Origin of the sequence: Bradyrhizobium lablabi, assembly GCF_018131005.1 — a bacterium.
GTDB lineage: Bacteria > Pseudomonadota > Alphaproteobacteria > Rhizobiales > Xanthobacteraceae > Bradyrhizobium > Bradyrhizobium lablabi_D.
Window position 1 is genome coordinate 978,233 of the sequence record NZ_JAFCJK010000002.1, and the last position, 24,914, is coordinate 1,003,146.

Annotated in this window: 26 protein-coding genes; 15 read left to right on the forward strand and 11 right to left on the reverse strand. The window is 61.6% G+C overall.

Going from position 1 to position 24,914, the window contains the following annotated elements; all coding sequences use genetic code 11:
• Positions 1-192 precede the first annotated feature (192 nt).
• Positions 193-3,297, forward strand: coding sequence for a GAF domain-containing protein (locus tag JQ553_RS09545; RefSeq protein ID WP_249144056.1), 3,105 nt, complete (start codon positions 193-195; stop codon positions 3,295-3,297).
• A 507-nt stretch (positions 3,298-3,804) separates the two neighbouring features.
• Here the strand turns inward: JQ553_RS09545 and JQ553_RS09550 are convergent.
• The gene (locus tag JQ553_RS09550) at positions 3,805-5,007 is read right to left on the reverse strand and encodes an aspartate kinase (RefSeq protein ID WP_212499617.1); all 1,203 of its coding nucleotides are present in this window, start codon (positions 5,005-5,007) and stop codon (positions 3,805-3,807) included.
• Positions 5,008-6,186, reverse strand: a complete 1,179-nt coding sequence (nagA, locus tag JQ553_RS09555) for an N-acetylglucosamine-6-phosphate deacetylase (RefSeq protein ID WP_212499618.1) — start codon at positions 6,184-6,186, stop codon at positions 5,008-5,010.
• 386 nt (positions 6,187-6,572) lie between these two features.
• On the opposite strand from nagA, the gene JQ553_RS09560 reads away from it, so the two are divergent.
• The 6 genes from JQ553_RS09560 to JQ553_RS09585 all read left to right on the forward strand — a co-directional run bounded on the left by JQ553_RS09560 (position 6,573) and on the right by JQ553_RS09585 (position 12,547).
• Positions 6,573-7,565 (forward strand): N-acetylmuramic acid 6-phosphate etherase, encoded by a 993-nt coding sequence (locus tag JQ553_RS09560; RefSeq protein ID WP_283817233.1) that lies wholly within the window; start codon positions 6,573-6,575, stop codon positions 7,563-7,565.
• Positions 7,566-7,576: 11 nt separating this feature from the next.
• Entirely contained in the window at positions 7,577-8,575 is a 999-nt protein-coding gene (locus JQ553_RS09565; protein ID WP_212499619.1) for an SIS domain-containing protein, read from the forward strand.
• Between the two features lie 306 nt (positions 8,576-8,881).
• Complete coding sequence (locus tag JQ553_RS09570) at positions 8,882-9,886, forward strand: cyclopropane-fatty-acyl-phospholipid synthase family protein (RefSeq protein ID WP_212499620.1); 1,005 nt, start codon at positions 8,882-8,884, stop codon at positions 9,884-9,886.
• 1,134 nt (positions 9,887-11,020) lie between these two features.
• The gene (locus tag JQ553_RS09575) at positions 11,021-11,308 is read left to right on the forward strand and encodes a DUF3892 domain-containing protein (RefSeq protein ID WP_212499621.1); all 288 of its coding nucleotides are present in this window, start codon (positions 11,021-11,023) and stop codon (positions 11,306-11,308) included.
• Between the two features lie 304 nt (positions 11,309-11,612).
• Complete coding sequence (locus JQ553_RS09580; protein ID WP_212499622.1) at positions 11,613-11,765, forward strand: hypothetical protein; 153 nt, start codon at positions 11,613-11,615, stop codon at positions 11,763-11,765.
• A gap of 488 nt (positions 11,766-12,253) precedes the next feature.
• The gene (locus JQ553_RS09585) at positions 12,254-12,547 is read left to right on the forward strand and encodes a hypothetical protein (RefSeq protein ID WP_212499623.1); all 294 of its coding nucleotides are present in this window, start codon (positions 12,254-12,256) and stop codon (positions 12,545-12,547) included.
• A gap of 297 nt (positions 12,548-12,844) precedes the next feature.
• Here JQ553_RS09585 and JQ553_RS09590 read toward each other — a convergent pair whose 3' ends face one another.
• From JQ553_RS09590 to JQ553_RS09610, 5 genes are all read right to left on the reverse strand, one after another.
• Positions 12,845-13,303 carry a hypothetical protein gene (locus JQ553_RS09590; RefSeq protein ID WP_312015108.1) on the reverse strand — a complete coding sequence of 153 codons (459 nt, stop codon included), beginning with the start codon at positions 13,301-13,303 and terminating at the stop codon, positions 12,845-12,847.
• A 59-nt stretch (positions 13,304-13,362) separates the two neighbouring features.
• Entirely contained in the window at positions 13,363-13,527 is a 165-nt protein-coding gene (locus JQ553_RS09595) for a hypothetical protein (protein WP_212499624.1), read from the reverse strand.
• Between the two features lie 87 nt (positions 13,528-13,614).
• Positions 13,615-13,824 carry a DUF3551 domain-containing protein gene (locus tag JQ553_RS09600; protein ID WP_409363045.1) on the reverse strand — a complete coding sequence of 70 codons (210 nt, stop codon included), beginning with the start codon at positions 13,822-13,824 and terminating at the stop codon, positions 13,615-13,617.
• A 385-nt stretch (positions 13,825-14,209) separates the two neighbouring features.
• Positions 14,210-15,061, reverse strand: a complete 852-nt coding sequence (locus JQ553_RS09605; protein ID WP_212499626.1) for a 3-hydroxybutyryl-CoA dehydrogenase — start codon at positions 15,059-15,061, stop codon at positions 14,210-14,212.
• Positions 15,062-15,209: 148 nt separating this feature from the next.
• The gene (locus JQ553_RS09610; protein WP_212499627.1) at positions 15,210-15,401 is read right to left on the reverse strand and encodes a hypothetical protein; all 192 of its coding nucleotides are present in this window, start codon (positions 15,399-15,401) and stop codon (positions 15,210-15,212) included.
• A gap of 1,047 nt (positions 15,402-16,448) precedes the next feature.
• On the opposite strand from JQ553_RS09610, the gene JQ553_RS09615 reads away from it, so the two are divergent.
• From JQ553_RS09615 to JQ553_RS09635, 6 genes are all read left to right on the forward strand, one after another.
• Entirely contained in the window at positions 16,449-16,652 is a 204-nt protein-coding gene (locus tag JQ553_RS09615) for a hypothetical protein (RefSeq protein WP_212499628.1), read from the forward strand.
• 73 nt (positions 16,653-16,725) lie between these two features.
• Positions 16,726-16,974 (forward strand): hypothetical protein, encoded by a 249-nt coding sequence (locus JQ553_RS09620; RefSeq protein WP_212499629.1) that lies wholly within the window; start codon positions 16,726-16,728, stop codon positions 16,972-16,974.
• A 215-nt stretch (positions 16,975-17,189) separates the two neighbouring features.
• Entirely contained in the window at positions 17,190-18,479 is a 1,290-nt protein-coding gene (locus JQ553_RS09625) for a hemolysin family protein (RefSeq protein WP_212499630.1), read from the forward strand.
• 103 nt (positions 18,480-18,582) lie between these two features.
• Entirely contained in the window at positions 18,583-19,182 is a 600-nt protein-coding gene (locus JQ553_RS09630; RefSeq protein ID WP_212499631.1) for a formyltransferase family protein, read from the forward strand.
• A gap of 173 nt (positions 19,183-19,355) precedes the next feature.
• The gene (locus tag JQ553_RS34360; protein WP_249144057.1) at positions 19,356-19,715 is read left to right on the forward strand and encodes a hypothetical protein; all 360 of its coding nucleotides are present in this window, start codon (positions 19,356-19,358) and stop codon (positions 19,713-19,715) included.
• Entirely contained in the window at positions 19,660-20,214 is a 555-nt protein-coding gene (locus JQ553_RS09635; RefSeq protein WP_212499632.1) for a hypothetical protein, read from the forward strand. The genes JQ553_RS34360 and JQ553_RS09635 overlap by 56 nt, the downstream gene beginning before the upstream one ends.
• 115 nt (positions 20,215-20,329) lie before the next feature.
• On the opposite strand, the gene JQ553_RS09640 is transcribed toward JQ553_RS09635, so the two are convergent.
• A complete protein-coding gene (locus tag JQ553_RS09640) occupies positions 20,330-20,728 on the reverse strand; it encodes a RidA family protein (RefSeq protein WP_212499633.1) in 399 nt (132 codons plus the stop codon).
• Between the two features lie 138 nt (positions 20,729-20,866).
• Between JQ553_RS09640 and JQ553_RS09645 the strand changes: the two genes are divergently transcribed.
• Positions 20,867-21,745 carry a DMT family transporter gene (locus JQ553_RS09645; RefSeq protein WP_212499634.1) on the forward strand — a complete coding sequence of 293 codons (879 nt, stop codon included), beginning with the start codon at positions 20,867-20,869 and terminating at the stop codon, positions 21,743-21,745.
• Positions 21,746-21,900: 155 nt separating this feature from the next.
• Here the strand turns inward: JQ553_RS09645 and JQ553_RS09650 are convergent, their stop codons facing one another.
• Both JQ553_RS09650 and cysK read right to left on the reverse strand, forming a co-directional pair.
• Positions 21,901-22,140: a BrnA antitoxin family protein gene (locus tag JQ553_RS09650; RefSeq protein WP_212499635.1), complete on the reverse strand. Its 240-nt coding sequence runs from the start codon at positions 22,138-22,140 to the stop codon at positions 21,901-21,903.
• A 3-nt stretch (positions 22,141-22,143) separates the two neighbouring features.
• Positions 22,144-23,118, reverse strand: a complete 975-nt coding sequence (gene cysK, locus JQ553_RS09655; RefSeq protein WP_212499636.1) for a cysteine synthase A — start codon at positions 23,116-23,118, stop codon at positions 22,144-22,146.
• A gap of 253 nt (positions 23,119-23,371) precedes the next feature.
• Between cysK and JQ553_RS34365 the strand changes: the two genes are divergently transcribed.
• Positions 23,372-23,587, forward strand: a complete 216-nt coding sequence (locus tag JQ553_RS34365) for a hypothetical protein (RefSeq protein ID WP_249144058.1) — start codon at positions 23,372-23,374, stop codon at positions 23,585-23,587.
• Between the two features lie 13 nt (positions 23,588-23,600).
• On the opposite strand, the gene tgt is transcribed toward JQ553_RS34365, so the two are convergent.
• Positions 23,601-24,734 (reverse strand): tRNA guanosine(34) transglycosylase Tgt, encoded by a 1,134-nt coding sequence (tgt, locus tag JQ553_RS09660; RefSeq protein WP_212499637.1) that lies wholly within the window; start codon positions 24,732-24,734, stop codon positions 23,601-23,603.
• Between the last annotated feature and the right edge of the window lie 180 nt (positions 24,735-24,914).

The following is a 24,914-nucleotide window of genomic DNA, read 5'->3' on the forward strand; positions in this document are numbered from 1 at the left end:
ACACGAAATGCGTAGTGAAGCTTGATGTCGGCGCTGCACGGGTGATCTACTCGATCACCGTGAGTCCGAGCGACCCGACGCGGACGTCATTTGAGCCGGCAAGCTGGAATCCGGCCCGGTCGGCCTCGGTCGGCCCTTCCAGAATGAAGGCTTAACCCGATAAGATGGCGTTGTTGAACCCCGGGGGCGTATATGGCGCGGCCATCGAGAACGGGCGGCAAGACGATCGCTGCGAAAGCACGTAAGGCCGGCTCAGCAAAGAGCCACAACCCGGCCAAGCGGCGCATTGGCCCAACCGGCATCCGATCGAAGCGCAATGCAATCTCAGATTACATGAAGGAGTTAAAGGAAGCGCGCGAGCAACAGGCGGCTACCGCCGACATCCTCAAGGTGATCGCAAGTTCGCCCTCCGACGTCCAGCCGGTGTTCGATGCAATCGCCTCAAACGCCAACCGGCTGATTGGCGGATACTCGACCGCGGTTCATCGCGTCATCGACGACATCAATCACCTGGTGGCCTTTACCCCGATCAATCCACTATCCGACGAAGCATTGAAGGCCATGTTCCCGCGCCATCGAAGTGAAGTGCCGGCCGTCGCCTACGTCGAAGACGGCGAAACGGGCCAAATCGCCGACTCCGAACTGGCCGATCCGCAAACCCGCGCACTTGGGCGCGCCCGCGGTTGGCGCAGCGTGACATTCACGCCGCTGATGAGTCATGGCAAGTTGATTGGTTACATCGCCTGTACGCGAAGCGAGCCGGGCGTGCTCGCGGAACATCACGTCCAATTGCTGCGGACCTTCGCCGACCAGGCGGTGATCGCGATCGAGAACGCGCGGCTATTCAACGAGACCCAGGAAGCGCTGGCGCGGCAGACCGCAACAGCCGATGTGTTGAAGGTGATCGCATCCTCACCCTCGAACCTTCAGCCGGTCTTCGACGCCATCGCGGAGCGCTCAAAGACCCTGATCGGTGCCCACTCAACAACGGTAGTCCGCTACGTCGACGGCATGATTCAACTTGCGTCCTTTACACCCATCAGTCCGGAAGCAGACGCGACGCTTCGGGCGATGTTTCCCAGGCGGCCGGAGCCCGGCAATCCGCGGGTCGAACAGGTTCTGCGCGGCGAGATTGCGCGGATTACCGACGCGGAGTCCGAGATTGAAGTTCAGGCATTGAGGGATGCGGCGCGGGCACGTGGCTGGCGCAGCCTGCTGCTGGTGCCGCTCAAGGACCATACCGACGTGATCGGCTGGATCAGCGTCACCCGCACGGAACCCGGCGCGTTCGCCGATAAGGACGTCGAACTGTTGCGGACCTTCGCCGATCAGGCCGTCATCGCGATTTCGAACGTCGAACTGCTCCAGCAGGTGCAAGCACGAACCCGTGACCTCCAGGAGTCTTTGCAACAGCAGACCGCCACCGCCGACGTGCTGAAGGTTATCAGCCGCTCGGCGTTCGATCTGCAAGCGGTGTTGCAGACTCTGGTCGAATCCGCAGCAAAGCTGTGCAACGCCAGCACGGCCAACATCCGGATTCGCGACGGTGACGTGCTCCGTGCGCAGGCCTTCGTTGCCGTATCGGAAGATCTGAAGGATTTCCTGCTTGATCATCCGGTCGAGCGCAGGCGGGGACACGTTGTCGGCCGCGCCTATCTCACAGGCGAACTGGTCCATGTTCCGGACGTGTTGTCGGATCCTGAGTATGACGCCGTCGAACAGGCCCAACGGTGGGGATATCGGGCCGTGCTCGCCGTACCGATGATCAGGGAAGGTCGCGTCGAAGGCATGTTCTCGCTGGTGCGATCCGAGCCCAGACCTTTTTCGGATCGCGAGATCGAGCTGGCGCGCACCTTTGCGGACCAGGCACTCATTGCCATCGAAAACGTGCGGCTGTTCAATGAGACCAATGAGGCGCTGGAGCGGCAGATCGCGACCGCCGACATTCTGAAGGTCATCGCCCGTTCGCCCGACGATGTGCAGCCGGTATTCGAAGCGATTGCGGAGCGGTCGAACCGGATTGTCGATGGCCGATCAACCGCTGTGTACAGCCTGGTCGATGGTATCCTGCATCTGATGGCTTTTACGCCAACGAGCCCTGAAGCCGATGCGACGCTCCAGGCGTTCTTCCCGCGGCCGCTGTCGCAGCTGAGTTGGGGCGAAGCGATCGACAAGGGAGAGCTGTCCGAGGTCGTCGACATGGAAGACCTGTCCGTTCCACAGGATGCGCGGGATTTGGCGCGGCTACGTGGTTACCGCAGCGTGCTGCTGGTCCCGCTAGTGCAGGACCGGCAGACCATTGGCGCGATCAGCGTGACACGCGTTGCGCCCGGCAAGTTCGCTCAGCACCACATTCAGCTATTGCAGACCTTCGCCGACCAAGCCGTCATCGCCATTTCGAATGTCGAGCTGTTCCAGGAAGTACAGCAACGCACGAGAGACCTGTCGCAATCGCTGGATGACCTTCGCGCCGCGCAAGATCGTCTGGTGCAAACCGAAAAGCTCGCTTCGCTCGGCCAGCTCACCGCCGGTATCGCACACGAGATCAAGAACCCGTTGAACTTCGTCAACAATTTCTCAGCGCTGTCGGTCGAATTGACAGATGAGCTCAATGATCTGCTCAAGTCGGCGGTACTTGGGGACAAGATACGCGGCGAAGTAGAAGATCTGACCACGCTCCTCAAGGGCAATCTCGGCAAGGTCGTGCAGCACGGGAAGCGGGCCGACTCCATCGTCAAGAACATGCTGCTTCACTCGCGCGAGAGCTCTGGCGAACGCCGCTCCGCGGACATCAACGCCCTTGTAGGCGAGAGCCTGAGCCTCGCCTATCACGGTGCGCGGGCGGAGAAAGCTGGCTTCAGCATAACGGTCAAACACGACCTCGACCCCGAGGCGGGCACCATTGATCTGCATCCGCAAGAGATCACGCGGGCGTTGCTAAATCTGATCTCCAACGGTTTTTATGCAGCAACCAGACGCAAGGTTGAGGCGGGAGAAGATGCCTTTGAGCCTATGCTCAGCGCTACGACCAGGAACCTGGGCCGTACAGTGGAAATCCGGATTCGCGACAACGGCATCGGTATCGCGCCCGAAGTGAGAGAGAAGATATTCAATCCCTTCTTCACCACCAAGCCAACTGGAGAAGGGACAGGGCTCGGCCTCTCCATGACCCATGACATCATTGTCAAGCAACATGGCGGCAGGATCGACGTCGAAACTAGGATCGGCCAATTCACCGAGTTCATCATCACCCTGCCACGTGACAATCGTACGGCCGTGGACGAAGAGCCCAAATGACCGCCTTCGCCCAAGGGGTGACATTCGCGAACGAAGGGGGCCGCCACTCAGGCAGCCTCCGGTCTCTCAGTTTCCGACAATTCGATCGGAACGTGCCGTGCTCGGCTTACTACCTTCGGCCCTCCATCTGGGTATCGGGCATCAGTGAGGTGACCAATGAGCGTTTCCAGGATCAGAAAGAACTTTTCGGCAAGCATGGATAGGCACTCCTTCCGTCGATTGTCGAACGCGGCGCCACATTTGATTCTGGCGGCTCTTCGACTGCGAAAGGATGGCATGGTCCCGGTTACGTCAGCGCTTCAGCCCTCAACGAAAATGGTTACGGCGGCAACTTGATCCCCAATGTCAGCACAACAGCGAGCAGCGGGTCCGCCCGTGACACGGTTGCAATTTCCTCAGCATGCACTCGAATTCGTGATTGCACCGCGCGCCGACCTCACGCGTCGTTAAGGCGATGTGAGGATCAGTCCTCTTCGATTGGTCGATCAGTTCTGCATTTCGTCGAACCTATGTTTTCTGGACAAGCGAATGCAACGCTTTAACCGCGGCCTCCCGGCTCTCCACGGGGACAAACAGACTGACCGAATGCGGCGACAGCACGTACTTGTCGGGGACAATCCCGTGATGTTCGAGAACCTGCAACGCCCTGAACGGCAATTCCGACGAAACGCCGCCGAAGCAGGTGAGACTCACCGAGCTTGACGCCTGGCGCTGCCTGCGGAGATCCTTGCTTAGCTCCAGCGTGCGCAACAGGGCGTCGAGCCACTCCGAATCGCAAGCCACGGTCATGCTGGTTTTTCCCACGCTGAAGCTCGAGGCGAGGAGCTGGGGCCAGGACAGGCTGTTTTGCTTGAGATGCTGTGCGAATCTCTCAAAACCGTGATTTAGATTCCTGGAATCTATTTCCACATGCTCAATGCGAGCCATCGAGTTGACGGCCAGAACCTTTCCGTTTTCCATACCTGCAACCTCTTTCATCACTTGCGTGCTGTGTTCAAGGCCACCCCACTGCTTGAGAACCAGAGGCACATCCTGACTTTGCGCCAGCTCTACGCTGCGAAAATGCAGGATCTTAGCACCCCAGAAACACATTTCGGACAGGGATGCGAAGTCCACTCGCCGCAGGGGTTTTGCATCCGGCACGATGCGTGGATCGGCAGAACAAATTCCGTCGACCTCCTTGATGATTTCACAGCTCTCGGCTTTCAGAGCCGCGGCCATCGCAACGGCCGTGGTGTCGCTGCCGCCGCGGCCGAGCGTGGTGATTTCCCTGGTCGCCGGGTTCACGCCCTGAAATCCCGCCAGCACCACAACGCGCCCACGATCAAGTTCCTCACGCACGCGAATGGGCCGCACATCCAGAATGCGTGCGGAGGAATGGGAGTCGTCCGTCATGACCCCAGCCTGGCTGCCGGTGAAACTGATCGCAGGCACGCCAAGGTCGGAAAGCGCCATGCTCATCAGGGACATGCTGATGCGCTCACCGGTCGTCAGCAGCATGTCGAGTTCACGGCGATTGGGAGATGGGCTCACCTCATGAGCCATCTGGATCAATTGGTCGGTGGTCGTGCCCATGGCGGAGACGATCGCCACGACACGATGACCGCGGCCATGCAGGTCGGCGAGACTGCGCGCTACCGCGCGAATTTTCGCCGGCGTTTGAAGACAGACGCCGCCATATTTTTGCACGATAATGGGACGGTTGCTCATCTAGTGAGAAGCCTCGCTCGCCTCGTCCATCGAACCTACACCGCCTATCCATGTGCCGACGACTTCAAAGTTCGGATTGATGGCGACAAGGTCCGCGCGGTATCCGGGCGCGATCCGTCCAAGCTCGGCCTCAAGACCCAGAAATGCCGCGGGCGTCCGAGAGGCCATGATAAGGGCATCGGCAAGGGGGATTTCGAGCAGCGCAACAGCGTTGCGGACCGCCTCGATCATGGTGAGGTGAGCGCCCGCGAGCGTGCCGTCGGGGCCAGTCAGGCGATTTTCGTGCAACGTGATCTGCCTTCCTTGCAGCATGAATTGCCGGTCGTTCGTGCCCACCAATGGCATGGCATCGGTGATCAGCATCAATCGATCGCGGCCTTTGCAGCGGAAGGCAACACGCAAACCGGCACGGTCAACGTGGATGCCGTCGCAGATGATCCCCGCAAACAACCGGTCGTCCTGAAGCGCCGCGCCCACCAGGCCCGGCTCCCGGGCGTTCAACTGCGACATGGCATTGAACAGATGGGTCACCCCTGAGACACCGCGATCCGCCGCCTGCCCGATTTCAGCTGCGGTGGCGTCGCTGTGGCCGGCCGCGATACGCAATCCGGCGCCGATCAATTCGTCGATCATGGACGCGGGCACGCATTCCGGAGCCAAGGTCACAATGGAACGGCCGCGGTCGCCAAAACTCCTGATGGCGGCGAGATCGCGCCGATTGGGCACGCGCATCTCAACTTCCGGGTGAATCCCCTTGCGCGACCCGTTGAGGGCCGGCCCTTCCAGGTGAAAGCCGAGCACGCCGGGAATCTGCAGACAAGCCTGGGCCACTGCAGCCAGCCGCTCGATGACCTCGCCGCGATCGGTTATGAGGGTCGGCAGGCAGCCCGTGGTTCCCTTCTTCCGGTGCGCCTCAACGATGCGTCGAACGCCAGCCTCCGTTGGCTGGTCGTTGAGAAGAACGCCCCCTCCTCCGTTCACCTGGATGTCGATGAATCCGGGTGCAAGGATCGCGTCTGCGGGGAGGTGGATTGAGGCGCGCGCCTCTGCCTCGCCGAAGGCGATGCTTTCAATCCGCCCCTTGGAGATCCTGACCGAACCCGGCCCACGCATGTCGGTACCATCAAAGATGTGCTGCGTGGCAATCGTGAGAGAGACGGAAGACCCAGCGTGGCCCATCAGTATTCATCCGAGAATGGCAGTCACGGACTCGTGAGGCGAGTCGCGTGATAGACTTCATATGTACACAACGGCTTTGAGAGGACCCGGAGCGAAACCCTCGCGTTAGCTTTCCATGGGAACAAAAGGTACCACGTATCTCGACATTGATGGAGGCGGAACCCGCTGCCGCGCCCGGGTCGAGGATAAACGCGCGGCCGATGCCATTGGCGAACTGCTCAATCCGCCCCTGGCGAGGGGAATTGACCAGTTCTCGCTTGTGGGCGGGCACGTGGATGCCACAACGCCCTGGCTGACGCCTGGTCCGCGGGCCCGCCTGAGGCGTCCGGACCCTGGCGCGTTGTTGGCGCGCGGGCGGCTTGACCTGCCCAAGAGAGAAACCGACCATGAACAGCGGTTCAAAGTTCCGCGCTAAGGGCGCATGGATCAACTATATGGCCACCGAAGAAGTCGATCCCCGCTTTGCCGATCTTGATGCATGGTCGCTGACGTCAGCGATCGAAGCCATGTGGGAGGGTCAGCTTGCGGCAGTCGCGGCGATCGGCCATGCCCTTCCCGCGATCACCGCGGCGACCGAAGCGGCCAAGGCAGCGCTGGGCGATCGTGGACGCATTGTGTATGTCGGTGCCGGCACCTCTGGCCGCGTGGCAGTCCAGGATGGCGCCGAGCTGATGCCGACCTTCGCCTGGCCCAACGAGCGCGTTCGCTTCATCGTCGCCGGCGGAGACAGCGCGTTTGTCACCAGCATCGAGGGCGCGGAGGACGATGTCGATGATGCGGTCACGCAGATCGATGCCGCGCGGCTCACGCCGCACGACGCGGTGATTGCAGTTTCCGCCAGCGGGACAACGCCATTCACGGTCGCAGCGCTGCGGCAGGCAGGCTCTTTCGGTGTGGTGACGATCGGTGTCGCCAACAATCCCGACACTGCATTACTGGCATCGGCAAAGTTTCCGATCTTGATCGAGACCGGCCGCGAACTGATCGCCGGCTCCACGCGGATGAAGGCGGGCACCGCGCAGAAGGTTGTCCTCAACCTGATCTCCTCAGGGATCATGCTGCGGCTCGGCCGGGTGCATCGTGGCATGATGGTGAATATGCAGCCGACCAATGCCAAGCTGAAGCGACGCGCAGAGGCCATGGTGGCGCAAATCGCGCACTGTGATCCCTCGCACGCGGCACGCTCGCTTGAGCAGGCCGAGGGAGACATCAAGACGGCAGTCCTTTTGGCGTTGGGTGTCAACAGGGTTGATGCCGAGATCATTCTGAAAAACTGTGACGGCAACCTGCGCCGCGTGTTTGCCGAGCTCGCCAGGGATCGTGACCGGCAACCCGAGGGAGCCGCGGCTCGCAAGCAAGGTGGAGCGGTTGAGCCGTGACGACGTCCGCGATGGCGAGCGAAATCGGGGAAAGCGCGGATGTCGTCGCCAAAATTGTTCGTAACCGCCCCGCCACGCGCGCAATTGCACAACGAATTGGGATTGGCTCAGCGCCGCTGTGCGTCGTGTGCGGCCGGGGAAGCTCTGGGCATGCCGGGGTTTTCTTAAGATACCTTGTCGAGACGCGGCTTCGCCTTCCCGTTTCGGCCAGCGCTCCTTCGGTGATCACGGCATTTCGCACGCCCTTGATGCTGCGCCATGCGCTGTTCGTCGTGATCTCGCAATCCGGGCGCAGCCCGGATCTTGTCGCGGCGACCAGGTCGGCGCGCGCCGCGGGCGCCTGCACCATCGCCATCGTCAATGCGACGTCGTCGCCGGTGGCTGACGAAGCGGAGTTCGTCGTTCCGATCGAGGCCGGTCAAGAGCACTCCGTCGCGGCGACCAAGACCGTGATCGGCTCGATGGCCGCTAGCGCCGGACTTGTTGCCGAGCTGGCGGAAGATCGTGCGCTGTGGTCAGCCCTCGACAGGCTGCCCGAGCGCCTGCATCGCGCGCTGGCGCTCGACTGGTCCGAGATTGCCGATGATCTCGCCAATGCGTCTGCTGTGTTTGTGGCGGCTCGGGGCCTGGGCCTCGGATCGGCGCGGGAAATCGCGCTCAAACTTTCGGAAATCCTGCGCCGGCCTTCCATCGGTCTGAGCGTTGCCGAGCTGCAGCATGGGCCGCGGGCCGCGTTATCATCGCGCACGCCGGTTCTCATGATGCGCCTCATGGATGAAACGGCGGCCACCGTGGACGCGTTCGCAGAAGAATTGCGCGAGCAAAAGATCACGCTGCATCTATGCGGCGGACCGCGTGGCTCCCTGCCCTGGTTGGCCGAGGATGACCCGGCCACCGACCCTATCACGATGCTCGTCCCGGCCTATCGGCTGATCGAGCATACGGCGCGCGCCTGTGGATTTGACCCGGATCGTCCGCCTCGCCTGAGCAAGATTACCGAGACGTTTTGACAGCTGACAGACCGCCGCGCGATTGTTCTCGCGCGGCTTCGTCCTGGATGACATCCCAGTGCTCCGCGAGCAGGCCGTCTTCCGACCGCACAAGGTCGGAGAGGAAGTAATGAGCCGGAAATCGTCCTTTGCCGCTAACATCTGTTTCGCACCGACCCGGACGGGCTCACCTCCTTCTTCATTGCGCTCCCCAGAGGAACACAAAGTCGTATAATAGCGAGGCACAGTGATGCTTGGGGCGCAGCATCCTCATCGACCGAGAATGCCCCCTCGCGCTTGGAAGGTTTCAACGGTCAGGGAGGTACCTTGGACATTGTTCTGATATTTCAGTTGTTAGCGGCGATCATCGTTGCGTTGTTCGTAGCATACAACCTTCTTCACTACGTACTTTTTCTCTTGGTCACTCAACCAAAGGACGCGAGCAAGATCGGGCACCAGCTGAACCAATTCGAGCAGCGACAACTGGTCGAGTGGACACCGCAACCGAACGACTTTCTCAAGCACGATGACGAGAAGCGCACATATGATGACGTGTTCGGCACGTATCGCGACGAACAAGCGAACTACAGCACATGCGTTTTTCCCCGAGTGGTGTTTTCGCGCCCCTACGAAGCCGAATTCGTTCTTCTGAAGCCGGAAGACGGGATGCGGCTGCTGGATCTCGGGTGCGGATCCGGCGCGGCGGCCGACTACCTCGCCAGCCGGCGCTTTATCGAAATCGTGGGTGTGACCAATTCATCCGTGCAAGCGGATATCTGCCGGCGGAAATTTGCCAAACTTGGTGGGCGTGGACAGGTGATTGTCGCCGACTTCGACAGCCTCGATCTCCCGAGTGAAAGTTTTGACGCCATCTATGCGCTCGAATCGATTGGGTACACCAAAGACTTGGACGCTTGGCTGGCGCGGTGCTGGCGACTGCTCAAGCCGGGAGGACGCCTGTTAATCCGCTCACCGGGGTCGCTGGATCACTGTCGCCGTAAGGAGGATTATCTGAGCGTCACCGCCTTTTTCGACAATTGGCGCTACAACTTTGTCGGAGCCAATCTTCTCGTCTACAAGATGCGTCAGCTCGGCTTCAACCCGATCCGTTATCGGCGACTGCCATTCTGGGCTTGGGGCGTCACCTGGAACTTCATTCAACACCTGCTGTTGTGGAAGTACCGGCTAAAGATGCGCACATTCGTGGAATTGGAACGGATCATTTGGCGCACTTCGAAGGTCTTTGTCTTCGGCAACCCCTACAACACGGTGCTGGCCACCAAGCCCGAGGCAGTATCTAGCTCTCATCAGACTATTGCTCCTGAGAAGTAGGGCCCGGGAGTTTCGCGCAAATGGACCTTCCCACCCGGTCACGCCAGCGCGGGTCTTGGGATAACCACGGCCCTCACCGTGGCGGCAAAGACGACAATCCGCGTCGTGGATGCGAGCGCGCATCCGTGGCTTCGAGTGGTAGACGTAGAGGGTCATCCGGCGCCGGGCTCAAAGGCAAGCCAGGTGTACACCGACCATCGAACCCAAAACGGCCCCAGCGGGTGCGTCGCCGGAGCCGTCCTTGGAGACACGTCCCCTCGGGGGCGGGGGACGTCAATTCATTCTAAGACGCCGATGCACACGCGTCTGCGGCAGATTTGTTTCGCGACATTGCCTGCGCTGACTGCCGAGCCCAACCGGCCGGCGAACTTCTCGCGCTAGAAGAAAAAAGGGCCGCTTGTCAGACAAGTGGCCCAAGTCTAGGGAGGAAACGCCCAAGGAGGGCAGCGATAGCGCGGGGCGCCACCGCATATTCAGTTGTGTGTCCGGGTGAGAAAAAGGTTCAAGATTCAGCCTGCCTGCGCAGCCGAGACGTCGTGCAAATCTGCAAAAAGGTTCGGTTTTCGTCGCTCCCGCGCCGCATATCGCTGATCGTTTGCTGATGTCTTGAATGCGCTGGGCGCGCGTACCGAACCTGGCGTCTATCAATCAGGGTGCGATCAGCGTTGGCGTGACGTCGATGGTTTGCGGCTGCCGCTCGCGCGCGACGATTTGGATCACGACGCTGGCCGGGTTCGCGGAGGCTGTTGCTGCTTGTGCCGTCTGAGGCGAAAAAGCCGGCAAGCCGAGAATGAAGCTCGAGGAGCGGCGGGCAACCGCTGTCGACTAGCCCCGCCCGTGCGCCGGCTCTGTCGGATCAAGTCGGCGATCCAGTTCGGCAAACAAGGCTGCACCTGATTGCTGACCAGGGGCCCGGACCAGGGCGCACCCGCAACCTGGCGATTGACAGAATGTCGCATCTTTGAGACATTTTGGTTCCATTCATATTGAAATTTAATTTTAAAGCGGGACCAAAAATGAATTTAAGCTGGTTGCCAGGATCGCGATTTAATCGCGAATCCGATGTTATGTTCATCAGCAGCCGCTAGGAGTCCACAGCAGCGGATAGGAGCCGGCGTTCAGAAAGAGGCCAGAATGGCCGCTCGCGTAGAGATCCAGTGCAGTACCAAACGTCCCAGCCACCACGATCCCCATGATCGTATCCAAGGCGTCGGAGGCGTTCATAACGGCGCACGTTGGTGGCTGGAAGCGGATGCCGCGATCGGAGCCATCGAAAGCGGCACGTACTGCTTTTTCGTCAGCATGAATGAAAAAAGCATCAACGTAGTGGTAGCCACCAACAACGGATGCAAATATCTCAACACATCGGCGGACGGTTACGCGCCGAATAATCTTTTGAATCTTCCGGACTGTCCTCGATAGCCTGACATGGCTGACAGCACCGACTGGCGAAAGAGCGCCTTTCGGGCGGTCTTTTTTTCTGACGCCCTCCCCTCGGCTTGAAAAGAACTGGACGGTCCGGCCGCCGGTCAGGCTCCCTTCGGTGGTAATAGAGAACCACTAACTCCTATCCGGGATTAGTTTAATTCCACAAAAAACAAATGCATCCGGATCCGGCGACCCGAAAGATACCGATTTGACGCTAGTTGCATCGGCGCGGAAGTGATGCCGCATCCGGGCCCGAGGGGTTCCGACGAAACACAATGGCAGCGCCACGAAACCGTTTTTGCGACTTCTCGAAATCGACCTGCAACGTGGCGAACCTAGCGTCTCGGCAAAAGAGGGAAGCGTCATGTTCACCTATATCCTGAATGTGCTCTATGAGCAGTCGCTTTGCAGCTACCTCAACGCCATGCCGGACGAGGAAGCAGAGCGATGACCGAAGCCATAGCAGCCGTCCTCGCGTTGATCAGCATCGCCATTTTCCTGGCGCACGCCTTTGATGCGTTCACCCATCGGATGCACTAGCCAGCCCTTCAGGCTGACGGGCCTCATCAACAGTTGCCCGGACATGGTCGGCGCAGGCCTGCCGACGTCGCCGACGGGACGAGATGTTTGCATCTATTACCGGTATCGTCGGAGTTGAGGGTAATCACCATCCCCACGGTCGGCCTGGTCCCACGCCGAATTGCTGGATTGTCCTTCGAATTGGGTTGATGCATCGCCGAACGGTCGGTGGTGGCGTGAGCCCGTGCGCTCCGTAACTCCACGGATTGCACTGCGGGCGCAAAGTCGTGATCTGTGTTACCGCAAGTCGTGATCTGTCTTACTGCAAGTCTTGATCTACCTTACTTCAAAGAGCTATGGCGGCCCCGGTCGTGAGCCGGTAAGTTGCCGGTGCCTTGTTTGATTTTTCGGGATCACGCGGTGCGCACCCTTCTCATCATGGCGGCGATCTGGCTGCTGCTGAACGTCCTGTTCGTGGTGCTGATGGCGCCACCGCGCAAGCCGCGACGGCTGGAACCTGCGAACCGATCCGGCAGGGACCTCACTCCTGCGCCCATCGACAAGAACGCCTACCCGTATGGGGACGACGAGGAGAAGCAGTCATTTCGTCACATCATCGTCTCGGTTGGAATTGGGGCGTTCTTCGTGCTATCGCCGTTTCTGATTGAGGCGATCGAGGCGACCAAACGCTTCTTCAGGGGGAGCCGTGAGTGAGGACAGACTCGACCGGCGGTTATCCATAACATTCATCTGGTTTCGTTCGACGAAATGAGGAAACGCGATTGGGCTTTCGTAGCGGTCTGCATGGCAGGCGCGCTGGTGTTCGGTGTCTGGAGTGTCCGGCTGGGCGTCGCTTTCTATCGTTCGCAACACGGTGCGACAGACCTCAGCAGTTCACACCGGCGCGGTGAGCTACCCGGGGATCCCGCGGAGCTGAAGCGGGCCGATCACGCCGGTGAACTTCGAGTTGGGCACGACCACTAAGGCCCGCGACCCAATATCAATCCGAAGCTATGCCCAGACCATGCCGGGAATGACGGCGAGGTCGTCGTCGTCTCTCCTCGTCCGACCGTGCCGCTTGCGGCGGTTGATGTCGCTCGCGCGCCTATGACGAAGGTCCAGCCGCCGCCAGACCGCGGGCACGCGTCGCAGCATGCCGCGCGTGCGGCGGATGGCCAGCCTGACGATGTAGATCACCGCGGCAGTCCGCGCAAAAATGCCGAACAGGACCAGGGCCGAGAAGATATCGATATAGGCTAGCAAATCACCGAGCAGCATCAGCTCGGGAGGGATCGGTATCCGATGCTCATAGGCCAAGATGACAATGGCAACGGGGATCAACGCGATGACCCGTCGCAGTGTCAGCCGATCGAGCAAGGCCGCGAGTTCGACGACAAAGACTTGCCACAACCAATCGCCCAACGCCGCGGGCTTGTCGATCGTCCAGGTCTGCCAAAGCCGCTTCAACACCGTTCGCTCCGCGTCGTCCTTCGCCGCAGCGCCTGCATACCGACGTCGGCTGGCGCGGCTCAGGAGTTAGAAGTGCCTTGGCTGCCCTTGCTGCCATGCTGGCTCGCCTGCTCTCCGCCCGAATCCGCCGACGGAAAGATGCGCTCGTAGTTCGCGCGCGCCTCGCGGATGAGGCGAGCCCGCTCAAGCTCCGACTTCGAGATGAACCGTATAACCTCGCCCATTTGCTCTCCAATGAAAACTCGTCGAGATGCGATCAGGTATGCGAACATCGTGCCAGACGAGTGCGGTGCAGGGATCCCCGATCCAAATCACCGGATCATCCGGCGGCATCTGCAGCCGGCCTGGCGGCCCGAGGCAGACATCCGGCACTGCTCAAGGGTCTGAAAGCCGCAGTAGCCCGGATACCCCTCCTCCTTGCCTTGCATGCACCAGGGAACGTCATAGGGATCAGCAGCGGACGCTGCGCTAACAGGTACGCCCGCAGCGAACGCCATGACTGCCACGACCGGCCTGCGCACGACTCCTCACCTACTTTCGTCCAAACATCACAGCCGATTTAAGTACGAAAGCGACTTTCACGAGGTTTCCGGCCAGCTCCTCAAGAAGGTGTGAAACCCCTGTGAGGCGGCGGTTATTTTTTGGATGCGGACCGACCGGCCATTCCGGCGATGTGCGTGCGGCGATGGAGAGGAGATGACAGCGGCGGCGTGACTGGCCTCGCAAAGAGCACGAGGCCCGGTGTGCCTAGGAGACCGGGCCTCGCGTCTATCGTCCCCCGCCTACCGGCGGATCAGAGGATGTCTGATGGCGCGCGTGATACGCCAGGATCTACCGGCGATCCATCCCGGATGACTACGGTCTCGGCCGCGGCGTGCGAACGTCGGCGCGCCGCGCAATCCGAGCTCACTTGCTGTAGCTGTAAAATCCCTGGCCACTCTTGCGACCGAGATGGCCAGCGTCCACCATCTCCTTCAACAGCGGCGCCGGGCGATATTTGGGATCGTTGAAGCCGGTGTAGAACACCTCCATCACCGACAGCATGGTGTCGAGTCCGATCAGATCGGCGAGCGCGAGCGGCCCGATCGGATGATTGCAGCCGAGTTTCATGCCGGCATCGATCTCCTCCGCGCTCGCGATACCTTCCTGCAACGCGAAGATCGCCTCGTTGATCATCGGGCACAGGATACGGTTGACGGCAAAACCCGGGCTGTTCTTTGCGGTGATCGCGACCTTGCCGACGCGCTTGGCGAAGGCTTCCGCCCTGGCGACGGTGTCGTCGGAAGTCTGCAAGCCGCGGATCAGTTCGAGTAACGCCATCACCGGCACCGGATTGAAGAAGTGCATGCCGATGAAGCGGTCGGGGCGATCGGTCGCCGCCGCGAGCTTCGTGATTGAGATCGACGAAGTGTTGGTGGCCACCAGCGCATGCGGCTTCAGCGTCGCACCAAGCTCCTTCAAAATCTTGATCTTGAGATCCTCATTCTCGGTCGCAGCTTCGATGACGAGGTCGCAGGAAGCAAGTTTGGCCCTGTCCGTCGTCGCCGTAATGCGCGCGAGCGTCGCCTCGCGGTCAGCCGCCGTCATCTTGTCCTTGTTGACCAGGCGATCGAGGCTTGCCCCGACCGTCTTTAGCCCGCGCTGGACCGCGGCATCGGAAATGTCGATCATGATCACGCCGAGCCCGGCGGCTGCACATACCTGGGCGATGCCGTTGCCCATGGTACCGGCGCCGATAATCCCAACCGTATCAACCATTCTGTTTCGTCCCTCCCGCTGCTTGAGCCGGCTCGCGGCCCGCATCTGTGCAAACCGGCGGACCTGCCGTCCGCGGATAGCGAATCCATAGCAGTCTGGCCCCGCTGCCGATACGGGAAAGGAGGTATCCGGTGCCGTCTCTCAGGCGCTATTCGGGACGCGGCGGCAGCGGTTGCCGTGGCGGAACCGCAATCCGCGGCGGACGTTGCGAGCGCGGCGGCTCAGCGACGCGAGGCAGTTCAAGCATCCGATTGAGCCTGACGATCCACCAGGCCAAGCGGGCATAGCTGCGGCGGAGCGCCACCACCATGCCTTCGTCGGTCTCATGTTCCGGATCCATGGCCGAGTTGCTAGCCTCCATCCTTGAAGAAACCGTGTGGCGCAATGACGCATGCCGAGCCCGACCTTCAAGATTCCGCTAACTAAATTTGGTAGACTGTGTTGCGCAGCCCGGCACGCAAAGCGATTCCAGACGAAATGGAACCGTGGCGCGCTGCGTTGCTAGTTTAGCGCGAGCGGAAGCCGTGCTAGCTTCGTTCAAGATTGGCGCCAGGAAACGCTGAGGACACGGTGTTTCATTTGTTTTCGTGGTGGAAGACGAGCAAGCTGGTCCTTGCTTGCCCGAATTGCAAAGAGATTGCCCAGCCCGAGGTTTTTCGGAGAGGGAGATATTTGGTTGGCGACAAGTCGTTGCGCTGCGACCAATGCGGAGCTGCATCGCCGGTCACTCTGTGGCGCTTCGAAGGATTGTCGTCCGACGCTTGTGCGCACACCAACCACACGCATCCGCGGCAGCCGATACTGTCGGAGTCGCGTACCAACTGAGGGCGATGCCTAGCACAGCATGACTGTGCCACGTTGGTGGTGTTGTCGCAGCGCCAGTAATCTGCCGGATTGAATATGAATCCATTGCACCGCAACATCGCGATGCCGGTGCGACTCGCATTTTGTTGATCGAATTTCCGGCTTCGCGCGGCGACTTAAGGGAATAGACGATTGAGGGCTACGCCCATGCTTGCCGAAAAATTCTTTCTGTATCTCGAGTCGTTGCTCAAGAGCCAAACCTATTTCGATGGAAGCCAGCGCGTGGTCAGCACCTCGCCCCACGTCCCGGTCAAGCTGCCGAGCAGCAAATAGCGCAGCGGCGCGGCCATTTCGTCTGAGCTGCCGCGAAGCTCCGGCGGCAGATCGCGGCCACGATCGCCTCGCCACCGCTAGCGACGTCGCGCACTGTCCACGTCAGCGTGGAGCCGTGCGGAGTAGCCTTCGTCGCGCGACCGGGCCGAGCAAGGCTCGGCAGAACCCGACTTGGCCGAGATCGTGAGCCAGCTCACATCTCTCAGCACCTCGGCGCGTTACAGTAGCTTGTGAGCTGCACGGTGACGCCATGGGCAACAGGATCGATTTCGAAGGCATCGTCGTCGCAATCTGCGTTGCCGCCTATGTCGCGATCATGCTCGTTCACGTTGCCCGCGACGATCTCGGCTTCTCCGGCGCGCAGATACGACACCTGTCGATGGTCGGTGCGGTTGTACTCGCCATCCCGCTGGCGATGGATCTTCTGCGCACTGGACCGGACAAAACCGGCTGACAAATAAGGCACTAGGCGATTGCCCGCGAATCGGCCTTATTTCACCGCGAACGTTCTTTGAAATTCCGGCGGCATGACCCAGCCAGAAGTCTCGGATCAGAATATTCGCGCCCTGCGGGAATGGCTGCGCAATGCCTGGCAGCAGCTCGGCGATCCCTCGCTCACCGCCTTCTCCCGCCGAGAATTGCGCAATCAGATTAAGCAATGCAGCGCGGATTTGCGTATGCATCTGCAGGCTCAATCGGAACGGCCGCCGGAGCTGCCGGCCGCCCCCGCCAAGACGTTCACAAGACCCAGGCTGCGGTTGTTGACCTGGAACTGAGATTTACGCCGAATTTTCCGATGCACCGGCCACCGCGGTTCTCGCCGCGACGTTGACCGCCTGGCCAAGCGCGCCAAAATGCCGCGCACGTTCGCGCACGCGGTTCATTCAGTGCACCCGCTTGCGCGTCGCCGCCAGGGCCGGCACAGCGAAACGGCGTCGGCGTGGCTATATTGGGACCGCGGCCGACGCCGCCAACACGCTTAGGATCCGTCGTGCTGTATCTGGAACTTGCGATCGTGACGGCCTTGATCGTCATCAACGGTCTCCTGTCGATGTCGGAGCTCGCCATCGTCTCTTCGCGTCCCGCAAGGCTTGTGGGCCTGGTCGAGAAGGGCGTCGGCGGTTCGCGCCGCGCGCTCGCGCTGGCGTCCGATCCCGGAAAGTTCCTCTCGACGGTGCAAATCGGCATCACGCTCATCGGCGTGCTGTCGGGCGCGTTTTCGGGCGCAACGCTCGGCCAGCGCGTCACGCTATGGCTTGTGGAAGCCGGACTGTCTCGGGCGCTTGCTGACGCGATTGGCGTCGCCCTCGTCGTCGGCGTCATCACCTATGCGTCGCTGATCGTCGGCGAGCTCGTCCCGAAACAGATCGCGCTGCGCGATCCCGAGGCGATCGCGGTCAGAGTCGCGCCGGCGATGACTGTCATGGCAAGGCTGTCGCTGCCGCTGGTCTGGCTGCTCGACCGCTCCGGCAAGGCGCTGCTCTGGGTGCTCGGCCATCGCGAGGACGCGCAGGACCGCGTCAGCGAGGACGAGATCAAGACGCTGGTGGTCGAAGCCGAGAACGCCGGAGTACTGGAGCCCGGCGAAAAGGAGATGATTGCGGGTGTGATGCGCCTCGGCGACCTCCCGGTGGGCGCCGTGATGACGCCGCGCCATGAGGTCAGCCTGATCGACCTTGCCGATTCCGCGCCCGAGATCCTGTCAGCGCTGCAAAAAAGCAGTCACTCGCGCTGCGTAGTGTTCGACGGCAATCGCGATCATGCGATCGGCATCGTGCAGGCCAAGGATTTGCTCGACGTCTATCTCTCCGGCCGCACGCCTGACGTCCGGGCACTGACCCGCGACGCGCCCATCATCCCTGAGACCGTCGATGCGCGCGACGTAGTCGCGATCCTGCGCGATTCCGCCGTCCATATCGGCCTCGTGCATGATGAGTACGGCACCTTCCAGGGCGTCGTCACGAGCGCGGATATTCTCGAAGCAATCGTCGGCGCCTTCCACACCGAACAGGGGCCGGCCGAGCCCGCTTATGTCAGGCGCGACGATGGCTCCTACCTGATCTCTGGCTGGATGCCGGCGCTCGAATTCGCCGACCTCCTCGGCATCGCCCTGCCGGCGCCGCGGCCTTATCAGACCTGCGCCGGCTTCCTGCTCCAGGAATTCGGCACGATCCCCAATGTGGGCGAGAAAATCACCGCGAATGGTTGGCAGTTCGAAATCGTCGACCTTGACGGCCGGCGGATCGACAAGGTTCTGGCGACCCGGCTCGAGCCGGCCTGAGGTTGCGGCCCTGGTCCCCTGTTGATAACCGGCGGGGAGACGAAACAGGCGGCTGCGGTGTGCTATCGGCATACTGACCCGGGCCAACCACGGAATTGATCCCATGCGAATTACCCTTGTCGGTTCCCGCCATTTCGGCGTGACGACGCTCAATATGCTGCGCGAACGCGGCGTCGAGGTCGCCAGGGTGGTCGTCCATGACGGCGAAGACCGGCTTGCGGCGGCCGCCAGGGCATTCGGCATCGACGTCGTGGTGCAGGCGAACCCCAAACTCGTCACCGCCGCGGAGATCGCGCCCGCTACTGACCTGATCGTGGCGGCTCATAGCCATGCCCGCGTCAGCAAGGAGGCGGTCGCGGCGGCGAGACTTGGCGGCATTGGCTACCACCCATCTCTGCTGCCACGGCATCGCGGCATCGCGGCCGTGGAATGGACCATCAAGGAAGGCGACCCGATCTCCGGCGGCAGCATCTATCACCTTGCCGACCGCATGGATGCTGGCGCGATCGCTGCCCAGGACTGGGTCTTCGTCAAGAAAGGCGAGACGGCACGCGAGCTCTGGGAGCGCGCGCTGGCGCCGCTTGGCCTGAGGCTGCTTGGCGAGGTCATCGACTACGCGAAGACCCACGAGACCCTGCCTGCCAAGCCGCAGGACGAGCAGTTCGCAACCAAGGCGCCGAGCCTTCCAGGCGGCAGGCATTAAGTCGGATCAACCTCACCATATTACCTCCATCGCCTCGTTCCGCGATGGAACCGGGTCTGACGCGATAGGTTATAGGTTGATAGGAACCTTTTGAGGCTTTGCAGCAAAGCAAATTTTGGACACATTGTGCCCGGATAAGCCGGGCTATCACCCGAAATCATGAGGATTTGATTATGCGCTCCAACCGCATTGGCGGTCTGCTTTTTGCATTCGTTGCCAGCTCTGCAGTCGTGTTTTCCGCTGCTACTGCTTCGGCCCAGCAGCCCTATGATGGCCTTTGGCATGTCACCGTTACGACCAAGACTGGCAGTTGCGATGCGACGACCAGTTCAACCCTTACTGTCACCGAGGGCAAGATCACGGCGCCTGGCGCAGGGATCTCCGGCACTGTCGGCAGCGGGGGACTTGTGCGAGTCTCGATCAATGGTGCATATGCGAACGGTCAACTCAGTGGTAACTCCGGATCGGGGAAGTGGAATGGGGCATCAGCTGGCGTACCGTGCAGCGGCCGATGGGAAGCATCCCGTCAGTAAGATCAACGGCGCATCAGGACTTTTCGCCAAGGCGCGGCGGCCTGCTTTCGCAGCCGTCGCGTTTTTCATGACGGCGCTCGCGACCACGACCAGCCATGCCCAGTCCGGGCCCTTCGCCGGCTTGGCCGGCACCTGGTCCGGCGGTGGTACCGTCACCCTGGATGACGGATCGAGCGAGCGGATCCGCTGCCGCGCAACCTACCGGGTGTCCGGCCCCACCATGGCGATGAGCCTCACCTGCGCCAGTGACGCCTACAAGTTCAATCTGCAGGCCGACGTACAGGCCCAAGGCGGCGTGGTAACCGGCACCTGGAGCGAGTCGAGCCGCAACGTCGGTGGCGAGTTGCAGGGCCGCGGCGGCGGCGGCAACTTCCAGGTGCTTGCCAGCGCGCCCGGCTTCAACGCCAACATTTCCCTGCACACCAGCGGAAACAAGCAGTCGGTCTCGATGCGTGCGGACAGCCAATTCCGCGCTGCCAACATCTCGCTGTCGAAGTAGCGGATAGCCCGACGAATCGGCCCTCGGGCACCACGTCCGAGGGCGTTTTTGTTTGACCTTATAGCGTCTCCGAGCGAAGTGATGCCGGGTTCGCGCGGCGAAGCGGCTTGTGGTCCTACCCGGCCGGCACGAACGCGGTGACTTCGATTTCGACCTTGGCGCGCTGATCGACGAGCCCGTCGATATAAAGCAGCGTCGAGGGCGGGAAGTTGCGGCCGAGGGTTTCCTTCCACGCCGCAGCGATGCCGGCACCGGCGGCCTCATACTCGCTCCGGCTGGTCAGATACCAGGTGAGGCGCACGATGTTCTGAGGCCCCGCACCGGCTTCGTGAAGGAGCTTGACGATCCGCTTCAGCGCGGTCCCAACCTGAGCGGCCATGTCGGGCTGATATTCGCCCTTCTCGTCCCCACCGGTCTGGCCGGCCAGCACGATCCATTTCCCCGGACCGTCGAAGCTGACGCCGTGCGAGAAGCCGCGGGGTTTCGACCATTCGGCCGGGTGCAACACGCGCATGAGCAGATCCTCCTGATTGTTTTCACCGATTGCTTAGCACCCAACGACAGGGCGGCGCATCACTGCGTCGGCAGATTTGCGCGTTGCAAATCTGGGCCAACTCGCCGATACCGGCGATCCCTCGTCATCTCGTCCCATATGGATCGCACCCCCTCAAAGACCCGCGCCGCGCTGTGGATGGCCGGGTGGCTCGCGCTGATGTTGATCGTGGCCGTCGCCGGCCGCGAGGCGACGCGCGAGGTGAACGTCTTTCAGTTGATGGAAGTGCGCTCGGTGCTCGGCTTGCTGTTGCTCTTCCCGCTGATCCGCATGAGCGGCGGCCTCGCGGTGTTGAAAACGGCGCGTGTGCATCTGCATATCGTACGCAACCTGATCCACTACAGTGCCCAGTTCGGCTGGTTTTACGCGCTGACGCTGATTCCGATCGGCCAGGTCGTCGCGATCGAATTCACGATGCCGATCTGGACCGCACTGCTTGCGGCCAGCTTCCTCGGCGAGCGGCTGACGGTGTGGAAGATTGTCGCGATCGTGCTCGGCCTTGTCGGCGTCGTCGTGATCGTGCGGCCAGCGACCGGAGAGGTCAATCCGGGGCAGTTGATCGCGCTCGCGGCAGCCGTCGGCTTCGGCGTCTCGATTGCGATCGTGAAATCCCTGACGCGGACCGAACAGACGCTGGCAATCATATTCTGGATGCTGGCGGTGCAGTCGGCCGCGGGCTTCTTCCCCGCGCTCTACGTCTGGACATGGCCCTCGCCTTACGTTTGGGGATGGCTCGTCGCGATTGCGTTCTGCGGCACCTTCTCGCACTACTGCATGGCGCGCGCGATGCTGCACGCGGATGCGACCGTGGTAATCCCGATGGATTTCCTGCGCGTCCCGCTGACCGCCATTCTGGGCTGGCTGATCTACGCAGAGCGCCTCGACATCTTCACCGCGCTTGGAGCCGCGCTGATCCTGACGGGCAACGTCCTGAACCTGAAGCCCGGCGCACCGGTTCCCGCCCGCGCCCGAATCTGAATTTCACACGCGCAATGTGAGCTGCATCACGCGCGGCTGCGGCATCGATCCGGTCGGGCGTTTCATGGGCGGCATGGTCGGCGGCTTCCTGCGCTGAACTGCGAAGCTTCTGGCAGAAAAAAGCCCGGGGAATCCTGGGCTTCTTGTTGCGAACGTTACTTCCCTGCAGCCTTGCGCAGCGCCTCGTTGATCCGGTCTTGCCAGCCGGGACCGCCCTCCTGAAAGTATTCCAGTACGTCCTGATCGATCCGCAACGTGACCTGCTCCCGGACGCCTGGGACCGCCGCCGTCTTTGATGGCGCCACCGCCACCTTGGTGGTGGCGCGCTTGAAGGCGGCTTCTGCCTCGCTGCGGGCGTCGTTCAGGGTTCGCGGTCGCCTCGGTTGATCGGCCATCTCTCAGATTCCTTCAAACAACACCGTCGACAGGTAGCGCTCCGCGAACGACGGCACAATCGCCAGAATGGTTTTGCCCGCGGCTTCCGGCCGCTTGCCTATTTGCATCGCCGCGGCGATCGCCGCGCCTGAGGAAATCCCGCCGGGAATACCCTCGCTGCGCGCCAGCGCCCGAGAGGTCTCGATCGCGCTCGCGCTGTTGATCTTGATGATCTCGTCGATCACGGAGCGGTCGAGGATGTCGGGCACGAATCCGGCGCCGATGCCCTGGATCTTGTGCGGGGTATGCTGGCCGCCTGACAGCACCGGGCTTTCCTCCGGCTCGACCGCCACGACCCGCAAACTGGGCTTACGGGGTTTGAGCACCTGCCCGACCCCGGTGATGGTGCCCCCGGTGCCGACGCCGGCGACGAAGTAATCGATGTTGCCGCCGGTGTCGTTCCAGATCTCCTCCGCCGTGGTGCGGCGATGGATTTCGGGATTGGCGAGGTTCTTGAACTGCTGCGGCATCACCGCATTCGGCGTCGTGCGCACGAGTTCCTCCGCAGTCGCGATCGAGCCCTTCATGCCCAGCGAGGCCGGCGTCAGGATGATCTCGGCGCCGAGGAACGCCAGCATCCTGCGCCGCTCGATCGACATCGATTCCGGCATCACCAGCTTCAGCCGGTAGCCGCGCGAGGCGGCCACATAGGCGAGTGCAATCCCGGTATTGCCCGAGGTCGGCTCGATCAGCACGGTGTCGGCATTGATGATGCCAGCCTTCTCCATCGCGACGATCATCGCAGCGCCGATACGATCCTTCACGCTCGCGGCCGGGTTGAAGTATTCGAGTTTTGCAATGATGGTCGCGGTGACGCCTTGGGCCTGCGGCAATCTGCGCAGCCGCACGATCGGCGTGTCGCCGATCGCATCGACGATAGAGTCAAAGACGCGTCCGCGTCCGGGTTGCACTGCACTCGTTGTCGATGAGGCGTCCATCAAAAATGGCTCCTATTGAGATCATGCGGGAAACATGCGGTCTTCTGCATTAGAAGCGGTGCACCATCGGTTGCGCAAGCCAGAACCGTGGCGGATGTTCGCTGCGTTGCGATACTGGAACTGTGCGCAAGTCACGCAAAGCAAAAGCAATATTACGTAAAACCAACGCATTTGTGTTGCGACAAGGTCAAACAAATGAGGTTATAACGTCCGTGCGAGGGAAGCTCAGGTTCAGAACGCAAAGGAGGTCACGATGCCAGCAGTTGCTGAAATCTTGTCGACCGTCGCGTCTCGACCCGATCCGCGGGGATGTGAATTGCCAACTTGCCCGGTGTGTGCGGACTCCATGGTAGCGGCGGAAGCCTCCGCCTATCTGAATGATCACGTGATCAGCTATTTGTGGACCTGCGACACATGTGGTTACGGGTTTGTAACGAAGCATTCGGTCAAGCGGTACGCCTGTAACTGACTTTTGAACACGCTCACTTTTGAGCGATGTCACCGCGCGCCCATCCGGCGCGCGTTTTCGTTTTGAAATCCTCGAAGGTGCCGTTGGCAATCGCCTCGCGGAGACCCTGCATCAGTTCCTGGTAATAGGCGACGTTGATTTCCGAGAGCAGCATGGCGCCCAGCGTCTCGCCTGAGCGAACGAGGTGATGCAGATAGGCGCGCGAATAGGTTCGCGCCGCCGGCCACGGGCTTTCCTCATCGAGCGGCCGGGGATCGTCAATGTGACGCGCGTTTCGCAAATTGATCTGGCCGAACCGGGTGAACGCCATGCCGTGGCGTCCATTCCGTGTCGGCATCACGCAGTCGAACATGTCGACGCCGCGGGCGACCGCCTCGAGGATGTCTTCGGGCGTGCCGACGCCCATCAGATAACGAGGGCGATCGGCCGGCAGCGCCGGTGCGGTCTCCTCGATCATCGCGAGCATCACCGCCTGCGGCTCGCCGACCGCAAGCCCGCCGATCGCATAACCGTGGAAGCCCATATCGACCAGACCACGCGCGCTGACCTGCCGCAGCGCTGGAACATCGCCGCCCTGAACGATGCCGAACAGCATGTAGCCGTCGGGCGCCGTCGCAAATGCACGCTTGCTGCGCTCTGCCCAGCGCAGCGAGAGCTGCATCGCCCGCTCGATGTCGGCGTGCCCGGCCGGCAGGCGGACACATTCGTCCATCTGCATCGCAATGTCGGAGCCGAGCAGCCGTTGCACCTCGATCGAGCGCTCAGGCGACAGCTCGACCTTGGTGCCGTCGATATGCGAGCGGAACGTCACGGCCTGCTCGGTCACCCTGCGCAGTTCGGAGAGCGACATCACCTGGAAGCCGCCCGAGTCGGTGAGCATCGGGCCGCGCCAGCCTGTGAACCGCTGCAGGCCGCCCAACGCGGCGACCCGTTCGGCGCCCGGACGCAGCATGAGATGGTAGGTGTTTCCGAGCACGATATCGGCGCCGGCCTCGCGCACCTCGCGCCAGTGCATGCCCTTCATCGCACCGGCCGTGCCGACCGGCATGAAGGCCGGCGTACGCACTACGCCATGTGGCGTGGTCAGGCGGCCGGTGCGGGCGGCGCCATCGGTTTTGAGAAGCTCGAAATGGTGCGGAAGGCTCATGGCCGCGCTTATGGCGTGACAGCCATGCCGGATTCAACCATGTTTTAACGCGGTTTCAGCCCAAATTCCGTTGACCCGCGCCAATGTCTGCAGCATAAGACCGCGCCATGATCATTTTGACCACACGTTCCAGCAAAACCACCAAGCCCTCCGGAGCCTCGGGAGGCGTGCGCGCGTAGT